Raw genomic sequence first — 18,762 nt, 5'->3', positions numbered from 1 at the left:
AGCAGCGCTGCGGTATTCGCCTTCGGAGCGGCCGGGCGGCTCATGGCGTGTCCAGGCTTCGCCGCAGCAGGGCCAGCGAACGGTCCTGCAGCCGATACGGCGGCTCGGCCGCCGCCGCCGAGGTCGCGCTCTCGTGCGCGGTGTCGATCAGCCGCGTCCAGTGCCTGCCCGAGGTCGGGAGCACGAAGGGCAGGGGCTCGTGGTAGGCGTTCAGCAGCAGGAGGAAGTCGTGGTCCCGCTGCTGCTCGCCGCGCGGCCCCACGTCGATCAGGCCGGTGCCCGAGAACAGCATGCCGAGGCAGCGCACATGCGGACCCCAGTCGGCCGCCGCCATCTCCTCGCCGTCGGGACGCAGCCACACCACGTCCTTGGCCACGCCCTGGGCCGCCGGCTCGCCGCGGAAGAAGCTGCGGCGCCGGAAGGACGGATGCAGCCGCCGCGTGCGGATCAGCAGCGCGACGAAGGCCTGCAGGGCATCGGCCTCGGGCGAGGGCGTCCAGTCGAGCCAGGTGAGCTCGTTGTCCTGGCAGTAGGCGTTGTTGTTGCCGCGCTGGCTGTGGCTGCGCTCGTCGCCCGCGAGGAGCATCGGCACGCCCTGCGACAGCAGCAGCGTCGCCAGCAGGTTGCGCTTCTGGCGCTCGCGCAGCGTGTTGACTGCGGGGTCATCGGTGGGCCCTTCGGCGCCGCAGTTCCACGAGAGGTTGTTGTCGTGCCCGTCGCGGTTGGCCTCGCCGTTCGCCTCGTTGTGCTTCTGGTTGTAGGCGACGAGGTCCTGCAGCGTGAAGCCGTCGTGCGCCGTCACGAAGTTGATGCTGGCATGCGGCCCCTTGCCGGACCAGCCGTAGAGGTCCTGCGAGCCCGCGAGGCGCTTGGCGACTTCGCCGGCCAGGCCTTCGTCGCCCTTCCACCAGCCGCGCATGCCGTCGCGGTAGCGGTCGTTCCATTCGGCCCAGCCGGGCGGGAAGTTGCCGACCTGGTAGCCGCCATGGCCGAGATCCCAGGGCTCGGCGATGAGCTTGACGCAGTTCAGCGTCGGGTCCTGCCGGATCGCATCGAAGAAGCCGCCGAGGTTCTCGACCTTGCCGGCCTCGCGCGCGAGCGCGGATGCGAGGTCGAAGCGGAAGCCGTCGACGTGCATCTCCTCGGCCCAGTAGCGCAGCGAATCCATCACGAGCTGCAGCGCGCGCGGCTGTTCGAGGTTGACCGTGTTGCCGCAGCCGGTGAAGTCGTCGTAGTAGCGCGGCTGCTCGGCGTTGGCGATGTAGTAGGAGGCGTTGTCCACCCCGCGCATCGACAAGGTCGGGCCGAGGTGGTTGCCCTCGCAGGTGTGGTTGTAGACCACGTCGAGGATCACCTCGAAGCCGGCCGCGTGCAGGGTCTTGACCATGGTCTTGAATTCCTTCACCTTGCCCGATGCGCTGTAGCGCACCTCGGGGGCGAAGTAGCCGAGCGTGTTGTAGCCCCAGTAGTTCTGCAGGCCCTGGTCGGCGAGGTGGCGGTCGTTCAGGAAGGCGTGCACCGGCAGCAGCTCGATGGTGGTCACGCCCAGGCGCTTCAGGTGCTCGATCGCGGGCTCGGTGGCGAGCGCCCCATAGGTGCCGCGCAGGTGCTCGGGGATGTCCGGGTGCAGCTTGCTGAAGCCGCGCACGTGCATCTCGTAGATGACCATGTCCTGCCACGGCACCTCGGGCCGGCGGTCGTCGCCCCAGGTGAAGGCGGTTTCGAGCACCCGGCCCTTCGGCATGAACGCCGCGCTGTCGCGCCGGTCGAAGGAAAGGTCCTGCCGCTTGCTGCCGACCGAGTAGCCGTAGAGCGCGTCGCTCCAGCGCAGCTCGCCGATCAGGTCCTTGGCGTAGGGGTCGAGCAGCAGCTTGTGCGGATTGAAGCGGTGGCCTTCCTCGGGCTTGTAGCGGCCATGCACGCGATAGCCGTAGGCCATGCCGGGACGCGCCTCGGGCAGGTAGCAATGCCAGACGTCGTTGGTGCGCTCGCGCAGGCGGATGCGCTGGCGCTCATGGCGTCCCTTGTCGTCGAAGAAGCACAGCTCCACGCCTTCGGCGTGCCTGGAGAAGAGCGCGAAGTTGGCGCCGTGCCCGTCCCACGTGGCGCCGAGCGGGTACGGCCTGCCGGGCCAGATGGCCGAGAGCAGAACATGGTCGCGCTTCGTCACGGATGCGGCCGGTCGTGGTCGTTGCCGCGATGCGGCCAGCCGGCGACGTGCGGCCTCGGCGGGGTGGGCGCCTCACGCTGGATCGGCGGCTCGCGCAGGTTGCTTCGCGGCGGCACCGGCTGTTCGCGCGGCCACCATTCCTCGATGCGCCGCGCGGCCCAGTCCTTGCCGGCGAGCCCGAAGGCCAGCGCGAGCGCGAACACCACGCCGGCCAGGATGATGAGGAAGCTCTGGCGCACGATGTCGCCGCCGATCTTCACCTGGTCGAGCGCGATCAGCACCACGAACAGGAGAATCGCGTACTGCGCGACCTTGCCGAGCAGCAGCGAATCCTGCATGCCGGTGCTGCGGCCGTAGGTGCTCACCGCGTCGCCGACGAAGCGGGCGAAATAGGCGCCGAAGGCCAGCACCAGCAGGGCCACGATGAGATTGGGCACGAACCACATCACGCGGCCGAGCAGGTCGGTGACGTAGGCCAGGCCCAGGCCGTTGAAGGCGATCACGAGCGAGGCGAGGATCACCATCCAGTACGCGAGCACGCCGAAGACCGCGGTCGCATCCGACACCATGCCGCCCTGGCGCAGGAAGCCGTCGAGGCCCGAGCGCTCGGTGAGCACCTGGAAGTTGACCGCGTGCAGCCCGCGCACCACGGCGAAGCGCACCGCCTTCGCCAGCAGCCAGCCGACGGCCACCGCGAGCACCGCGAAGAGCAGCCGGGGGAGGAGGGCACCGATCTGGATCAGGAAGGCGCGCAGCGGTTCGAGATGCATCGAGAAGCTTTCCATGGAACTCTCCTGTGTCAGTTCTGAGGCCGCCGGGGCTGGTTCACAGCATCGCGAGGATGCCCTGGAGGGGCACGGGTATCCAGTCGAGGCGGTTGTCGAGTTCGTAGCGCAGTTCGTAGAACGCCTTCTCGAGTTCGAAGAGGTTCAGCAGTTGTTCGTCGACCGGGCCCAGCGCGGGCGAGAGCGCCTGGCTGTAGCCGGAGAGGAAGGCGTCGCGTGTCTCGGCCTCCCATTCGCGTGCCGCGGCATCGAGCCGGGCCAGCTCGTCCGCGTTCTGCGCGGCACGGCGCAGGGCACTCCAGCGCGCGTAGTTGAAGGATCGCAGCATGCCCGCGACATCGCGCAGCGGCGACTGCTTGCCGCGCCGCTCCTCGATCGGCCGCGCCGGCTCGCCTTCGAAATCGATGATGACGAAATCGTTGCGGGTGACCAGCACCTGGCCGAGGTGGTAGTCGCCGTGGTAGCGCGTGCGCCGGCCGGTCTTGCCCTCGATCGAGACGCGGTTGATGAAGGCGTTGATCGCGTCGTGCATCGACAAGAGGCGCGTCGCGTCCTCGGCCACCGACGCGGGCGGGTTGGTGCGCAGGTATTCGCGCAATTGCGCGAGCGTGGCGCCCGCTTCGGCGCGCACCGTGTCGCGCAGGTGTTGCAGATCCTGCGCGGTCAGTGGTTCGGGGGCGAAGGCCTTGTTGCCGGTGGGCCGCCCGAGCGCGTTGTGCAGCTCGGCGGTGCGGCGCCCGAGGATTTCCATCAAGGCCATGAAGGCGCCGTGCGAATCGGCGAGTGCGGAGGGATCGGTGTCCCGCAGCTCGTCGAGCACGCGCTCCAGGTAGGCGAGCGTGTATTCCCAGCCGTCGCCCTGATTCGGCACGTAGGCCTGCAGCAGGCCGAGCGTCATCTCGGTGCCGTCGCTGCCGGTGTATTCGATCGCGCCGACCACCGGCACGCCGTGCACGAAGCCGGCATCCTCGGCGAGGTAGCGGCCCATCTCGAGCTCCGGATTGACGCCGTAGCGCACATGGCGGTAGCCCTTGAGGAAGAGCGTCTCGCCGAGCGTGACCACGGTGTTGCTGCTGACCGGGCTGGGCTGGCTCACGCGCAGCGCGTCGATCGCCTCCAGCGCGAAATCGCGGCCGAGCGAGGTGGGACGGAAGTGCAGCCTGCCGTGTGCGGTCGGCAGGGTGGTGTCCTTCACGATCGCGCGGATGATTTCGCGGCAGAAGGGCTCGTCGTAGAAGGCGTCGGCCATCACGCCCACGTTGGCCTGCTGCCGCACCTTGGCGATCGCCGCGGGCTGCAGCGCCTTCATGCGATCTTCGTCATGGTCTTCCCACGCGAGCGCGAGCGGCATGAAGTAGATCGCGGGCTCGGGCGGGCCCTCGAGCGAGAGCAGCGGCAGCATCCAGTTGAAGGGGCCGATCGGCCAGACCGCATGGTCCCAGAACTGCGCGCGCGCGATGAGCGCGCCCTTGGTCGCATACCAGCGCTGGGCCTCGATGTGGCGCGGCAGCGTGTCGGTCTCGACCTGCTTGCTCAGGCGGTCGGCGAAGCCGATGCGCCACGGCACCACGCGGTCGCGGAACAGGCTGGTCCAGCCGTCGAAGAGCACCAGCACCGGCCGGTCCAGCAGCGCCACGCCTTCCTGGTGCCAGCTCGGCATCGGCGCCTCGTCGGCCAGCCTGAACCAGTAGAAGCCGTGCGTCGGCAGGGTGAGCAGGTAAGGCAGCTCGCCGATCGGCGGGAAGGAGGTGCGGCCCAGCATCTCCACCGGCACGCGGCCCTTGAAGGCCGACAGGTCGAGCTCCACCGGCTGCGCCGCGCGCGAGAGATTGAACACCGACAGGATCACGTCCTCGCCGTGTTCGCTGATGTAGGCCAGGATCTTGCGGTTGCCGGGCTTGAGGAAGGTGCGCTGGCCGCGGCCGAAGGCGCGGCTGGTCTTGCGCACCGCGAGCATGCGGCGCGTCCAGTGCAACAGCGAGCTCTTGTCGCGCAGCTGCGTCTCGACGTTGACCGCCTCGTAGCCGTACATCGCGTCCATGATCGGCTGCAGGTACAGGCGCTGCGGATCGGCGCGCGAGAAGCCGCCGTTGCGGTCGGGGCTCCACTGCATCGGGGTGCGCACGCCGTTGCGGTCGCCGACGAAGACGTTGTCGCCCATGCCGATCTCGTCGCCGTAGTAGATGATCGGCGAGCCCGGCATCGACAGCAGCATGCTGTTCATGAGCTTGATGCGGTCCTTGTCGTTGTCCATCAGCGGCGCGAGCCGGCGGCGGATGCCGAGGTTGATGCGCGCCTGCACGTCGGCCGCGTAGGTGGTGTACATGTAGTCGCGCTCGCGGTTGGTCACCATCTCCAGCGTGAGCTCGTCGTGGTTGCGCAGGAAGATCGCCCACTGGCAGTTCTCGGGGATGTCCGGCGTCTGCTGCATGATCTCGACGATCGGATCGCGGTCCTCCTGCGCGATCGCCATGTACATGCGCGGCATCAGCGGGAAGTGGTAGGCCATGTGGCACTCGTCGCCCTCGCCGAAATAGCCGCGCACGTCCTCGGGCCACATGTTGGCCTCGGCCAGCAGGAAGCGGTTCTTGTAGTTGGCGTCGATCGCGGCACGCAGCTGCTTGATGACCTCGTGCGTTTCCGGCAGGTTCTCGTTGCTGGTGCCGTCGCGTTCGATCAGGTAGGGAATCGCGTCGAGCCGGAAGCCGTCCACGCCCATGTCGAGCCAGAAGCGCATCACGCGGAACACCGCTTCGAGCACCTGCGGATTGTCGAAGTTGAGGTCGGGCTGGTGGCTGAAGAAGCGGTGCCAGTAGTAGGCCTTGGCGACCGGATCCCAGGTCCAGTTCGATTTCTCGGTGTCGGTGAAGATGATGCGCGTGCCGCTGTAGAGCGTGTCGGTGTCGCTCCACACATAGAACTCGCGCTCGGGCGATCCGGCCGGGGCGGCGCGCGCGGCCTGGAACCATGGGTGGTCGGTCGAGGTGTGGTTGATGACCAGTTCGATGATCACGCGCAGCTCGCGCTTGTGCGCTTCGCCGAGCATCTCGCGGAAGTCCTCCAGCGTGCCGTAGGGCGGGTGCACGCTCTCGTAGCCGGCGATGTCGTAGCCGTCATCGCGCAGCGGCGAGGGGTAGAAGGGCATCAGCCAGATGGTGTTGACGCCCAGGTCCTTCACGTAGTCGAGCTTGCTGGTGAGGCCCTTGAAGTCGCCGACGCCGTCGGCATTGGAATCGCTGAACGCCTTGATGTTGACCTGGTAGATGACGGCATCGCGATACCACGTCGGGTCCTCGGAGGTGTCGATCTCGGTGGTCTCGAGGACCAGTGACGGCAGGGGAGCGTTCATGGGGTCACTCTCATGCGTAGTAGTCGAAGTCCCGCTCGTCGCGCAGGCGCCGCCGCACGGCCATGACGTGGGCCGGCATGCGGTACGGATCGAGCTCGATGTAGTGGTGCGTGCCGCGCCAGACGAAGCGCTGGTCGGTCAGCAGGTCGTGCATCTGGAAGGGCCGATCGCGCGCCACGCCGATGTCGTCGGGCGCGAGGTGCAGCCAGCCGGTCTGCGTGCGGTGCGGATCGAGGTTGACCACCGTGACCACCGCGCGCGATTCGTCCGGCGAGGTCTTCATGTAGGCGATCAGCTGGTCGTTGTCGATGTCGAGGAAGCGCAGGCTGTGGTCCCACTGCAGGGCGTCGTTGGCGCGGCGGATCTGGTTGATGCGCGTGATGAAGGGGCGCAGGCCCGCATCGGCGCTCCAGTTCCAGTGGCGAAGCTGGTATTTCTCGGAGTCGAGGTACTCCTCGCTCGACGGTCCGCGCGGCAGGTGTTCGAAGAGCTCGAAGGCCGGCCCGTACATGCCGTAGTTGGCCGCGAGCGTCGCGGCGAGCACCAGCCGTGCCCTGAAGACCGGCTCCTCGCCGGTTTGCAAGGAGGCATGCAGGATGTCCGGCGTGTTCGGCCACACGTTGGGGCGGAAGTACTCCCGGCCCGGCGCGGTGTTGAGCTCGGTGAAGTACGCGGTGAGCTCTTCCTTGCTGTTGCGCCAGGTGAAGTAGGTGTAGGACTGCGTGTAGCCGAGCTTGGCGAGCCGGTGCATCACCTTCGGCCGCGTGAAGGCTTCGGCGAGGAAGATCACTTCGGGGTGCTCGCGCTTGAGCTCGGCGATCACCCATTCCCAGAACGCGAAGGACTTGGTGTGCGGGTTGTCGACGCGGAAAATCGTCACGCCCTGCGCGATCCAGTGGTCGAAGACCGACTTGAGTTCACTCCAGAGCCCCTCCCAGTCGACGCTTTCGAAGTGAAAGGGATAGATGTCCTGGTATTTCTTCGGCGGGTTCTCGGCGTACTGCACCGTGTTGTCGGGCCGCCAGCGGAACCAGGTGGGATGTTCCTTCACGTAGGGGTGGTCCGGCGCGCACTGGAACGCGATGTCCATCGCGATGTCGAGGCCCATGCGCGACGCCGCCGCGACCAGATGGCGGAAGTCCTCCGCCGAGCCGAGTTCGGGAAGGATGGCCTTGTGGCCGCCTTCGGCCGCACCGATGGCCCAGGGGCTGCCCACGTCGCCGGGCTCGGGGGTGAGCGTGTTGTTGCGCCCCTTGCGCTGCACGCGGCCGATCGGATGGATCGGCGGCATGTAGAGCACGTCGAAGCCCATCGAGGCGACGAGCGGCAGCCGTTCCTCCACGTCGCGGAAGCTGCCGTGCACGCCCGGCGTCGAGGAGGCCGAGCGCGGAAAGAGCTCGTACCAGGTGCTGAAGCGCGCGCGTTCGCGGTCCACCACCAGCGGGATCTCGGCGGCGAAGCGCGATTCGAGGTGGCGGTCCGGATGGTGCGCGGCGATCTCGGCGAGGTCCTCGTCGAGCGCGAGCGCCTTCAGCGCGGCGACTTCCATCGCGCGGTCGTCGGCGCCTTCCTGCAGCGAGCGCGCCCAGTGCGCGAGGGTTTCGCGGTCCTCGCCCTTGGCGCGTTCCGCGGCCCCGGTGATCTCCAGTGCGCCGGTGCGGGCGGCGAGGCGGATGTCGTCCTCGTCGACGCGGCGGGTCAGCTCGTGCCGCCACGACTCGAAGGCATCGACCCAGGCCACCACCGTGTAGTGGTAGCGGCCGATCACCGGCGGGGTGAACTCGGCATGCCACTCGTCGTTGTAGCGCAGCTTCATCGGCAGCTCGTGGCTGCGCGCGTCGCCGTCCTTCCACCACTGGAGCATCACGCGCGGCACGTCGTGTCCGTCGGTGAAGACATGTGCGGTGACGCGCAGGCTTTCGCCGACCGTGCGCTTCACCGCGAAGCGCCCGCGGTCCACGATCGGGAGGACCGCATCCACTACGGCGCGGCTTCGGCCGTCGACCGCGTCGACCGGCGCGGGTGCATCGTCACGCAGCAGGAGCTTGCTGATCATCGGCAACGACCTTCAGGAAGAGGGTGGACAGGGGCGGCAGCGTCAGGCACACCGAGTGCGGCTGGCCGTGCGAACGCATCGGCGAGGCGCGCACCGCGCCGAGGTTGCCCCAGCCCGAGCCGCCGAATGCGCGCGCGTCGCTGTTGAGGATCTCGGCCCAGGTACCGTCGGTCGGAACGCCCACGCAGTAGTTCTGGCGCGGCACCGGCGTCATGTTGGAGATCACCAGCAGCGAGCCGGCCGAGCGCGAACGTCGCAGGAAGGCAACGACGCTCTGTTCATGGTCGTTGGGTTCGAGCCACTGGAAGCCGTCGGACGAGAAGTCGAGCTCGTGCAGCGCCGGCTCTTCGCGCAGCAGGCGGTTGAGCTCGCCCACCAGGTGCTGCACGCCGCGATGCTGCTCGGACCGCAGAGACTCCCAGTCGAGCTCGCCTTCGTGCGTCCATTCGTGCCGCTGGGCGAACTCGCCGCCCATGAAGAGCAGCTTCTTGCCCGGGTGTGCCCACATGTACGACAAGAGCAGCCGCAGATTGGCGAACTGCCGCCAGTCGTCGCCTGGCATCTTGCTGATCAGCGAGCCCTTGCCGTAGACCACTTCGTCGTGCGAGAGCGGCAGCACGAAGTTCTCGCTGAAGGCGTAGACCATCGAGAAGGTCAGCCGGTGGTGGTGATAGCGCCGGTGCACCGGGTCCTCGCGCATGTAGGCGAGGGTGTCGTGCATCCACCCCATGTTCCACTTCATGCCGAAGCCGAGGCCGCCCGCGTCGGTGGGCCGAGAGACCTGCGGCCAGGCGGTCGACTCCTCGGCCACGGTGAAGGTGTCGGGATGGTCGCGGTAGGTGGCGCGGTTGAGTTGCTGGAGAAAGTGGATCGCCTCGAGGTTCTCGCGGCCGCCGTGGCGGTTGGGAATCCAGCCGGTGCCCTGGCGTGCGTAGTCGAGGTAGAGCATCGACGCGACCGCATCCACCCGCAGCCCGTCGATGTGATAGCGGTCGAGCCAGAAGAGGCCCGAGGACATCAGGAAGCTGCGCACCTCGTTGCGGCCGTAGTTGAAGATGGCCGAGTTCCATTCCGGATGGAAGCCCTGGCGCGGGTCCGCATGCTCGTAGAGGTGCGTGCCGTCGAACGAGGCGAGTCCGTGCGGGTCGGTCGGGAAGTGCGAGGGCACCCAATCGAGCAGCACGCCGATGCCGCGCTGGTGCAGGTGGTCCACGAAGTACATGAAGTCCTGCGGCGTGCCGTAGCGCGAGGTGGGCGCGAAATAGCCGGTGGTTTGATAGCCCCACGATCCATAGAACGGATGCTCGGTGATCGGCATCAGCTCGACGTGCGTGAAGCCGATCGAATTCACGTAGTCGGCCAGCGCGTGCGCGAGATCGCGCCAGTCCAGCGGCTGGCCGTCGTGGCGGCGCCACGATCCGGCGTGCACTTCGTAGATGGCGATCGGGGCGTCGGCGGCGTTGCGTGCGGCGCGTTGCCGCATCCAGTCGCCGTCGCTCCAGGTGTAGTCGAGCGACCAGAGGCGCGACGCGGTGGCCGGCGGCGCTTCGGCGAAGAAGGCGAGCGGATCGGCCTTTTCGAGCACGCGGCCGCCGTGCGCGGTGATGCGGAACTTGTAGGCCTGCCCGTGGCGGGCGCGCTGGCAGCGGCCTTCCCAGACTCCGGTCGAATCGGCGCGCGGCGCAAGCGCGTCGGCGTGGCCGTTCCAGTCGTTCCAGTCGCCGATGACCGACACCGAGGTCGCGTTCGGCGCCCAGACCGCAAAGGATGCGCCCTGTCCGTCGCCGGCCAGATGGGCGCCCAGCCTGTCATGCAGGCGCGAATGGGTGCCTTCCCGGAAGAGGTAGGCGTCCATGTCGTCGAATGCCTGGGTAAGGGGTGCAGCGCTCACGAAGTGTTCTTTCCACGTTGAGTGCCCCGGGCCAGGGCCGAACGTCATTTCTATGACGCCTCGCCGCGTTCGTGCAGGTGTCGAGTGCTGATCCGGCTGTCGGACAGCGGCTTACTGTCGAGTGGTCCGCAGGGGCGGCCGGTGCTCAGTTCGCCGGCTTGAGGGCGCGCTCCGGCAGCCGCACCGGCACGTAGGCCAGCCGCCGGTCGCGCATGACCAGCAGGGCGACGCTGCGGCCCGGCGCGACGGCCGAGAGGCTGCGCTGGAAGTCCTCGATGCGTTCGACGCGGGTGTCGTTCACCGCGACGATTAGATCGCCCGCGCGGATGCCCTCGCTGCGGGCCGCGCCGGCGGCTTCGCGCACCATGAGGCCACCGTCGATGCCGAGTTGCAGGCGCTGGCTGGACGACAGCTCGCCCAGGCTCAGGCCGAGGCCGTCGCCCCATTCGACCGCGACGCTCGGCCGCAGGATGCTGCGCGGCGCGGGCTCTTCGGACAGGACGACCCAGAGCGTGCGCGCCGCGCCGCGCCGCCACACCTCCAGCGCGCTGCGGCTGCCGGGCCGGCCTTGCGAGATCCGCTGCTGCAGGTCGGTGGAGCGCACGATCGGCTTGCCGTCGAAGGCGGTCACGACGTCGCCGCGCAGCAGTCCGGCGGATCGCGCAGGGCCGTTCGGATCCACGCCGACCACGAGCGCGCCGGCCGCCTGCTTCAGGCTGAAGGATTGCGCCAGCGCGGGGGTCATCTCCTGGAAGTCGGCGCCGATGCGCGCGCGTTGCACGCGACCGGTGGACTTCAGCTGCCCCGCGATCTTCATCGCCAGGTTGATCGGCACCGCGAACGACAGGCCCATGTAGCCGCCGCTGCCGCTGTAGATCATCGAATTGATGCCGACGACTTCGCCGCGGCTGTTGAACAGCGGGCTTCCCGAACTGCCCGGATTGATCGCGACGTCGGTCTGGATGTAGGGCACCTCGCCGCCGCCGGCGACATAGCGGTCGACCGCGCTCACCACGCCGGCCGTGACACTTCCGTGAAAACCGAAGGGCGCGCCGATCGCCGCCACCCAGTCGCCCGGCGCGAGGCCGGTGGAATCGCCGATGACCGCGGGCGCAAGGCCGCTGGCGTCGATCTTCATGAGCCCCACGTCGGTGCGCCGGTCGATGCCGACCACGCGCCCCGGGAAGCGCCGGCCGTCGTCGAGGCGGACCTGCGCTTCGTCCGCGCCCGCAACCACGTGCGCGCTGGTCAGGATCAGGCCGTCGCTCGTGAGGATCACGCCCGAGGCGAGGTCGCGGGTCTGGCTCAGCCGAACGCTCCCCGGCAGGGGCGAGGCGAGCCGGTCGGCGAAGTCCAGCTCGGGCGCGAGCTCCAGTTCGACCGCCCTGTCGTCGGCGCCTCCGATGCGCAGCGTGCTGATGTCGACGATGCTGGCGCTGCGGCTGGCCACGAGGGAGGAGAAGGCGGGGGCGGATGCCGCAGGTGCCGATGGCGCGCTGACAACGGCGATCGGGTCAGGCGGCGAGGATGGGGACGCGCACGCGCCGAGCAGGCCGGCCAGCGCGAGCATGACAACACGCTCGATCGAGCGGCTCGGCGCTCGATCGCTCGGGCTTGGCCCCCGGCCTGGCGTGATGAACGGGCACATGACGCTGGGTTGGATCGGCGCGCCAGCAGTCTGGTTCCTCGCAGTGAGAAGTCAGCCGAGGTACTTGCCCCGCAGGTACTCGAGGTAGGCCTTCGATTCGCGCGAGACGTAGGGCGAGACGAGCGCGAGCGTGTAGAACGCCGCCAGCCCCGGGTCGGCCTCGCGCAGCGCATCGCGGCCCGGCACCAGCCGCTCGAACGACAGCCAGCAGGTAGTGGTGAAGACCATCTGCAGCGCGAGCATCTGTGCTTCCTCGACCGTTGCCTCGATGACGCCCGCGGCCGCCAGCGCCTCGCACAAGGCCTGGGCCGCCAGCAGGTTCTGCGCGGTGAGCGCCCGCGCGCGCTCGCCGAGCACCGGGTATTCGCCGCTCAGGTAGGCCATGTCGCGATAGACGAAGCGGTATGCATCGATGGCCTCGAAGCGCAGGTGCAGCGACAGCCAGAGATCGTCGATCGCGCGCACGTTCGCCGCCGAGGCGTTGAGGAGTTCCAGCCGTTCCTCGAAGCGGCGGAACAGCCGCTCGACGATGAGCTGCTTGGCGTTGAAGTGGTAGTGCAGGTTGCCGGGGCTGATGCCGAGCTCGGCCGCGATGCGGTGCGTCGACACCGCCGCGAGCCCCTGCGCGTTGAAAAGCGCGAGGCTGGCCTCGAGGATGCGTTCGCGGGTTTTGAGACTGGCCACGGCTGGCGCGCTGCGGTCCGTTCGTCTTCAGCGCCTGCGGCGGTTGGGACTTTCGCCGCCGCGTTCCAGCCGGTCGATGCGCTCCTGCAGCAGGCGTACCTGCTCGTGCAACGCCTGGACTTCCTCTGCGCGCGGCAGGCCGAGGCGCTGCATCGCCGCTGCCACGCGCTGGTCGAACACGTCCTCGAACTTGCGCAGCCCGACGTCGAGCGCGGGAAATGCGCGCGCCGCGGCGCTCCTGCCGCTGACATTGCTGGTCTTCGGCATGCCGAGCAGGGTCTCGATGACGTTGGTCTGATGCTTGACGACGTCGTCGCGCACGCTGCCCAACGCCTGGAGGCCCGCGCGCAGCAGCCCCTTGGCGCTGCCGGTGCCCTGGGCGGGTGGTTCCGGCGTTGCCTCCGGCTTGCGCGCCGCCGGCTTCCTTCGCGGCGCGGCCTTGGTGGCGGGCGCGGTCTTGCCGGCGGCCGCCGGCGCCTGCTCCTTCTTCTTCAGGTTGTCGGTCTCATTGCGGCGAGTCGCCATGCCTTGCTCCAGAAGGATGTTCCGAAAGAGGGCCCGCGGCCCACTCGGGCATCGGGGTCAGGCCTTGAGCGCGCGCGACCCGCGCGGGGTGCGACGGCGCGCGGCGGGCGTCGCCCTCGACTTCGTCGCTTGTGCCCCATGCGAGCCGGATTCCGCGCTGCCGGCCACGCGGCGCTCGATTTTCTTCGCACCGGCAGCGACAGTGTCGGCGATCTTCACCGACGCGCTGGCGATCGGCTGGTGGACGCGCGCGAAGGCGTTGATGACGGAAGTGGTCAGCGGCGCTTCGACGCGCGCCGCGGCCTTGGCGATGGATTCGATGCCGCTCGTGGCGCTCTCGGCGAAGCGGTCCATGAGGGCGACCAGGCGGCCGGTTTCGATGTCGACGCGCTTCGCCAGGAAGCCCGTGCCCCCGAGCAGGCGGTACGCGCCTGCGCGATAGGCGTTGACCAGGGTCTTGCCGGCGTCGTTGTATTGGCCGACGACGTGGATGGCGGCCGAGGAGATGTTCTGCGTGGACATGAAGCTTCCTTTGAAGTGAATCGGTCTTCGCCGGATTGGCGCGACGGGTTCATCTTCTTCGCAAACACCTAGGCCGGGAAAGCTAGATCGGTTCGATAGTTAGGCCAACTGCCCTAGTGAATCGCCCTCGCACTGGCTGGCCCCGCAACCTGCGCCATGAAGGTCGTCAGGGCTTCGACGCGGGGGATGTGGATGTCGCGCCGACCCTTTTCCATGAAGCGGATGACATCGCTGCGGGCCAGGCGGGACAGCGCGCGGCTGACGGTCTCGAGCGTCATGCCCAGGTAGTTCCCGATCTCCGCGCGCGTCATGCGCAGGGAAATCTGGTCCGTGCGCAAGCCGCGCCGTGCCATCGCTTCGGCCCAGTAGTGCAGGAACCCTGCCACCCGGGCATCGGCCGGCAGCGCGCACAGGGACTGGAGGGACTCGTGATCGCGTGCCAGCTGCCTGCTCATCGCTTCGTGCAGCGCGGTCAGCAGCGCCGGCGTCCGCAGGGCGGCGCGCAGGAGGTCGTCATAGCGGAACGACCACACTTCGCCCGTGTCCATGGCAACCGCATCGCAGCCGTAGTGGCCGCCGGCGATGCCGTCCAGACCCAGCCAATCGCCCCGGAAGTGCAGGGCGACCACCTGTTCGCGGCCTTCGCTCGAAAGGTTCACCATCTTGACCAGGCCCGAATTCACGACATACAGCGAGCCGAACTCCTGGCCCACCTGGTAGATCGTGTCGCCGGCGTGAACCATGCGCCGTTGCACGGGCAGTGTCGCCTGCACCAGTTGGAGGGTGTCGGCAATACGCTGCGCGAACGATGCCTCATCCACTGCCCGCTGGTCGAATACCTGTGTCATCGCATTTGCTCCTGATCCTAATGAATGACCGTGAGCCTAGGCTTGCGATGAAACAGTTCGCGGAACGGAGAAAGCGGTTGCGTAACGCTGCGTAAATGCTCTGTAAACGAGAACAGCGAGCGCAGCGCGGCGTCGGGGCACGCCGGGGCAGCCAGGGAACCCGCAGGTCAGTCGATCATGAGGTCATTGACCACCGAGCTCACGCCGGGCGCCGACCAGGCCGCGCCCTGCACCGCGTTGAGTTCCGCCCAGGAGTGGACCCTGCCTTTGAGGCGGACCTCGGAGCCCTCCACCGTGACCTGGATGTGGCCGGCTTCGCGGTCGGCCTGGCGCGACAGGGCGTCGTGAAGCCGCTTCTCGATATCGACCACCTTCACCTTCGGAATGATCCTGATCGCGTTCGTGACGCCGGTGACGCCCATCAGGTTGCGCACCGCCTTCTCGGCGGCCCGGCGCTGGTAGTCCCACTCGACTTCGCCGTTCAGGGTGACCCAGCCGTTCTCGACCTCCGGCTTGATCGTGGCGGCCGGCACGAGCGCCGACCATTCGAGGCCGCGTTCGGCCGCGAGGGCGATGTCGGCGTCGCTGCGCGTCGCGTCGTCGGGCAGCTTGACGGTGATCTCCACCGCCAGTGCCTTGACCCCCTTGACGCGACGGGCCGCGGATTCGGCGGCGTGCTTCTCGGCGTGGCTGGCGACGTGGCCCGTCAGGGTGACGATGCCGTCCGCGGCGATCACCCCGATCTGGGTCGAGTGGATCGCGGGATCCCAGTCCAGTTCGGCCTGGACGTCGCTCCTGAGTTGTGCATCGGATCGCATGTGACTTCCTTTCATGGGGTGATGGCGCCAGGATGGGCGCTTAAAGGGTGGCGGTGGCTGCTTCGAGCGGGCCAGGCCGCGGTAGGTGGTGCGAGCCGTCCGCTCAGCGAAGGCCCTCGGGCACGAAGGTCCGCACGAAGTCCAGCGACGAGACGACGCCGGCAATGCCGTTGCGGTCGCTCACGGCCACGTGGTGGATGCCGCGCTCGACCATGAGCGCGGCCACCATGGCGACCGGTGTCCCGGCGTCCACCACGACCGGCTTGTAGGTGCACATCTGCCAGGCACGGGTCGTGGCGGGATCGCGGCCCTGCGCGTGGAAAGCCACGAGATCCGCGGCGCTGATGATCCCGGCCACCTCGCGATTCGTCGGCTCGAGCACGGGGACCCAGGTCAGGTGCCGGCTGGCGAGCAGTGCCTCCACCTGGGCCACCGTGTCGTCCATGCCCACGCTGACGACGGGACGCTGCATCAGGGAGGAAATGGCTTGGCTCATGTCGACTCCTCAATGCGCCATGAGGACCGGAAGCGTCATCGAATCCAGCACGGTCCGCGTCGCCCCACCGAGCAGCAGCTCGCGCGCGCGGCTGTGCCCGTAGCAGCCCATGACGAGCAGATCGGCATCGCAGTCGGAGGCGATCGAAAGGATCGCCTCGCCGTCGCTGTCCGGCGCGAGCCTTGCGTGCTCGTGGACCCGCTCGATGCCATGCAGGCGCAGGTAGTCGCGCACGTCGATGGGCACGGAATGCCACTCGGCCCCGTCTTCCTCGACCAGATGGACGTGGTGTGCCTTCTGCAGGAAGGGAATCGCCGCCGCGAGCGCGCGCGCGCACTCGCGCGTGGGCTTCCACGCCACCAGTGCGCTGTCCGGCGAATCCGCGATCTCGCCGGCGAAGGGAATGATCAGCGCCGGACGCCCGCTGCCGATCACGACCGATTCGACGAAGTCGGCAGGAACATCGAAGCCGGTCGCATCGGCCGGATCGCGCTGGCCCAGAAAGAGCAGATCGGCGAGCAGCGCCCGGCGGGTGAAGGTCTCGATGACCGGATCGCCGTCCAGTTCGAGCCATTCGCAGGGCTGGTTCGCGAGGGCGCAGGAGCGATCGTAGGTCGCCAGCGCACGTCGGCGGTGTTCGGCCTCGATGCGCGCGTCCGGCGGCAGCGGCGGCATGCCGGGGCCCACCGGCAGCAGGGGCAGGTGGCTCGGAGCGACCGCAAACAGTGCGCTGACGCGGGCCCGCCAGGCGAGCGCGAGTCTGAGCGCGAGGTTCATGCGCACCGCGGCGCGCGCCGTGCCGTCCAGGTGCACGAGAAGGGATTGAAACGCGGTCATGGTCCTTTGCCCGTCTTTCCGGACGCGCCTCGCTGTTCGGCTACTCGATCGACAGTGCCCCGGTCGGCTGGTGGATGCGGATCGCCTCGTTTTTCGCGTCCGCCTGCTTCCCTTCGTCTTGCGCACGCACCAGCAGGACCGGCACGGGTGCGAGGCGAAGAATCTGTTCCGCGCTGCTTCCCATGACGAGCCGCGAGACGCCGCGGCGCCCGTGCGTGCCGAGCACGATCAGGTCGGCACGCCATTGCGTGGCTTCCGTGATGACGACGTCCTGGACCGGGGATTCAGAGATGACCGCGGGGTATGCCGTCGCGGTGTAGCGTTCGTGCAGCGCGGTCTCGACCTCGACGCCGGCCGCCAGTGCGCTGCGCTTCGCGTCCTCGATGACACGCGCACCGTCGTCGCGTGCGGCCTGAAGCCACTTTCCCGGCGTGCCGGACTGAGCGTCCATGGCGAGGGCCAGCGACAGGTCGTCGACGACATGGACCAGCCGCAGCCGGCCATGGGTCAGCTGGGCGAGGCGGATGGCCTCTTCGAGTCCGTGCTGCGAGACCGGGCTGCCGTCGACGGGGACCAGGATGCGTTGGTACATGGAGCCTCCTTCGGTGCGGTGCAGGTAATGCGATGCGCCCAGTATCGAAAGGGCAGCGAAGGACGCGCTTGATCTGGCGCAAACGAGGGTCATCGGGTGCCGCCCGACGAAAGACTCAGGCGCTGCGCAAGGCGTCGACCAGCACGGCCTGCATGATGCGGCGGTGGTTGTCCTGCGCGGCTTCGTCGTCGACCGCCATGTCGCCGATCCACAGGACCCAGCGGCCGGGCCCGGAGGCGTCCGCGACCGCCGCCATCTTCTCGCCGCCGCCCTCGGCGCGGGTCTTCGTGAGGATCGCGACGCCCATCGCGCGGGCCGCGGCCATGAACATCCGGGCCCGCGCCCTGCGTCCGTTGCCGATGAAGACGATCCGCCGGTCGCCCGGGCCCTGGTGCTCGCAGAGCGTCCAGAGGTCCGCGATCACCCGGGCCGGATGGGTATCGAGTTCCAGGCCGGGGAACACCGGCACGCCGGCCTGCGACTCGATCAGCCGCCGGATCGAGGCATGGAGATCGGCGCAATCGATGCCGTCGTACATGCGGCCGAGCAGACGGGCCAGCGTACCGACCTCCTCGTCTGCTTGGCGGGTCCGCGCGGGGCGGGGAAATTCCAGCATGGCCACGCGGGCGCCGATTTCCTCGGCGGCATGTTGCAGGCTCGACGGCCCGGCGGAGGCATCCGGACGCAGCAGCGCGAGGTTCTTGCCGCGCAGCGGACGCGCGGCTGCGGGCCGCCGCAGTTGCTCGGCGGTCGCAATGAGGGAGGCAATCCCGGCGGAAGACAGGGGGTCGGCCACCGGAGGTCGCACGGCATGAGAGGCGATCACGCGGCCAACGCTACGCCGGTTGCGACGGGCGGACTTGACGCCGCTCAATATCGATGCGTCCTCAAGCGCCTGACAGGCGCCCGTGGCTCATTCGATCGCCAGCGCGCCGCTGGGCAGCGTCACGCGAAGCGGCTTGCGCCCGGCCTCCGCCTCCGTCTTTTCGCCCTCGGTCGGCTGTTCGATCGCGCGCACCAGCAGGATGGGGACGGGCGCGATGCGCAGGATCTGCTCGGCGCTGCTGCCGAGGAACAGGCGCTTCGCCCCGCGGCGGCCGTGGGTGCCCAGCACGATCAGATCGGCCGGCCAGCTCGCGGCCTCCTTCGTGACGAGCTCGGGCACCGAGCCGTCGAGGTTGTCGCGCAGTATCGTGTCCGCTGCGATGCCGGCGGCCAGGGCCTTCTGCCGGCATTCGGCCAGGAGCTTGCTGCCGTTCTCGCGCAGCAGGCCCACCCAGTCGCCGACATAGCCGGAATAGGCGTCCATCGCAAAGGCGGCGGACAGCTCGTCGACCACGTGGATCAGCCGCAGCCTGCCGTTGACGAGTCGCGCCATGTCGATGGCCTGCTCGAGGCCCTGCATCGAGGTCGCGCTGCCGTCGACGGGGACGAGAATCTGCTGGTACATGGCGTGCTCCTTGTGGGTGTTCTTGAACGAGCCCCAGTATGGCGCGCAGCCCGCGATCGCGATTGACGCAGGTCAAGCGCCGCAGGGGCCG

At 68.6% G+C, this 18,762-nt stretch carries 16 protein-coding genes; all 16 read right to left on the bottom strand.

Annotation, left to right across the window (positions count from 1 at the left end; translation table 11 throughout):
• Window positions 1-40: 40 nt before the first annotated feature.
• Window positions 41-2,170: a glycogen debranching protein GlgX gene (gene glgX, locus VAR608DRAFT_RS30605; RefSeq protein WP_088957492.1), complete on the bottom strand. Its 2,130-nt coding sequence runs from the start codon at window positions 2,168-2,170 to the stop codon at window positions 41-43.
• On the bottom strand, window positions 2,167-2,955 hold the full coding sequence (locus VAR608DRAFT_RS30600; protein ID WP_088957491.1) for a mechanosensitive ion channel family protein: 789 nt from the start codon (window positions 2,953-2,955) through the stop codon (window positions 2,167-2,169). The genes glgX and VAR608DRAFT_RS30600 overlap by 4 nt, the downstream gene beginning before the upstream one ends.
• A gap of 40 nt (window positions 2,956-2,995) precedes the next feature.
• Complete coding sequence (treS, locus tag VAR608DRAFT_RS30595) at window positions 2,996-6,304, bottom strand: maltose alpha-D-glucosyltransferase (protein ID WP_088957490.1); 3,309 nt, start codon at window positions 6,302-6,304, stop codon at window positions 2,996-2,998.
• A 10-nt stretch (window positions 6,305-6,314) separates the two neighbouring features.
• Entirely contained in the window at window positions 6,315-8,360 is a 2,046-nt protein-coding gene (locus tag VAR608DRAFT_RS30590) for an alpha-1,4-glucan--maltose-1-phosphate maltosyltransferase (RefSeq protein ID WP_088957489.1), read from the bottom strand.
• Window positions 8,335-10,215 carry a 1,4-alpha-glucan branching protein GlgB gene (gene glgB / locus VAR608DRAFT_RS30585; protein WP_231973616.1) on the bottom strand — a complete coding sequence of 627 codons (1,881 nt, stop codon included), beginning with the start codon at window positions 10,213-10,215 and terminating at the stop codon, window positions 8,335-8,337. Before glgB ends, VAR608DRAFT_RS30590 begins: the two co-directional genes overlap by 26 nt.
• 181 nt (window positions 10,216-10,396) lie before the next feature.
• Complete coding sequence (locus tag VAR608DRAFT_RS30580) at window positions 10,397-11,821, bottom strand: trypsin-like peptidase domain-containing protein (protein WP_088957487.1); 1,425 nt, start codon at window positions 11,819-11,821, stop codon at window positions 10,397-10,399.
• A 129-nt stretch (window positions 11,822-11,950) separates the two neighbouring features.
• On the bottom strand, window positions 11,951-12,583 hold the full coding sequence (locus VAR608DRAFT_RS30575; RefSeq protein WP_088957486.1) for a TetR/AcrR family transcriptional regulator: 633 nt from the start codon (window positions 12,581-12,583) through the stop codon (window positions 11,951-11,953).
• Window positions 12,584-12,610: 27 nt separating this feature from the next.
• A complete protein-coding gene (locus VAR608DRAFT_RS30570; RefSeq protein WP_088957485.1) occupies window positions 12,611-13,108 on the bottom strand; it encodes a phasin family protein in 498 nt (165 codons plus the stop codon).
• Between the two features lie 57 nt (window positions 13,109-13,165).
• Window positions 13,166-13,630, bottom strand: coding sequence for a hypothetical protein (locus VAR608DRAFT_RS30565; RefSeq protein WP_088957484.1), 465 nt, complete (start codon window positions 13,628-13,630; stop codon window positions 13,166-13,168).
• A 113-nt stretch (window positions 13,631-13,743) separates the two neighbouring features.
• On the bottom strand, window positions 13,744-14,478 hold the full coding sequence (locus tag VAR608DRAFT_RS30560; protein ID WP_088957483.1) for a Crp/Fnr family transcriptional regulator: 735 nt from the start codon (window positions 14,476-14,478) through the stop codon (window positions 13,744-13,746).
• 167 nt (window positions 14,479-14,645) lie between these two features.
• Window positions 14,646-15,296 (bottom strand): BON domain-containing protein, encoded by a 651-nt coding sequence (locus VAR608DRAFT_RS30555; RefSeq protein ID WP_088954156.1) that lies wholly within the window; start codon window positions 15,294-15,296, stop codon window positions 14,646-14,648.
• Window positions 15,297-15,399: 103 nt separating this feature from the next.
• Window positions 15,400-15,792, bottom strand: coding sequence for a CBS domain-containing protein (locus VAR608DRAFT_RS30550; RefSeq protein WP_088957482.1), 393 nt, complete (start codon window positions 15,790-15,792; stop codon window positions 15,400-15,402).
• A 9-nt stretch (window positions 15,793-15,801) separates the two neighbouring features.
• Window positions 15,802-16,629: a universal stress protein gene (locus VAR608DRAFT_RS30545; RefSeq protein ID WP_088954159.1), complete on the bottom strand. Its 828-nt coding sequence runs from the start codon at window positions 16,627-16,629 to the stop codon at window positions 15,802-15,804.
• Window positions 16,630-16,669: 40 nt separating this feature from the next.
• Window positions 16,670-17,221 carry a universal stress protein gene (locus VAR608DRAFT_RS30540; RefSeq protein WP_088957481.1) on the bottom strand — a complete coding sequence of 184 codons (552 nt, stop codon included), beginning with the start codon at window positions 17,219-17,221 and terminating at the stop codon, window positions 16,670-16,672.
• A 115-nt stretch (window positions 17,222-17,336) separates the two neighbouring features.
• Window positions 17,337-18,017, bottom strand: coding sequence for a hypothetical protein (locus VAR608DRAFT_RS30535; protein WP_157731167.1), 681 nt, complete (start codon window positions 18,015-18,017; stop codon window positions 17,337-17,339).
• A 117-nt stretch (window positions 18,018-18,134) separates the two neighbouring features.
• The gene (locus VAR608DRAFT_RS30530) at window positions 18,135-18,671 is read right to left on the bottom strand and encodes a universal stress protein (protein WP_088957479.1); all 537 of its coding nucleotides are present in this window, start codon (window positions 18,669-18,671) and stop codon (window positions 18,135-18,137) included.
• Between the last annotated feature and the right edge of the window lie 91 nt (window positions 18,672-18,762).

Source organism: Variovorax sp. HW608 (genome assembly GCF_900090195.1).
In the GTDB taxonomy this organism is placed as follows: Bacteria; Pseudomonadota; Gammaproteobacteria; order Burkholderiales; family Burkholderiaceae_C; genus Variovorax.
Note: the sequence above shows the minus strand (reverse complement) of the source record. Positions and strands in the feature narration are given on the sequence as shown.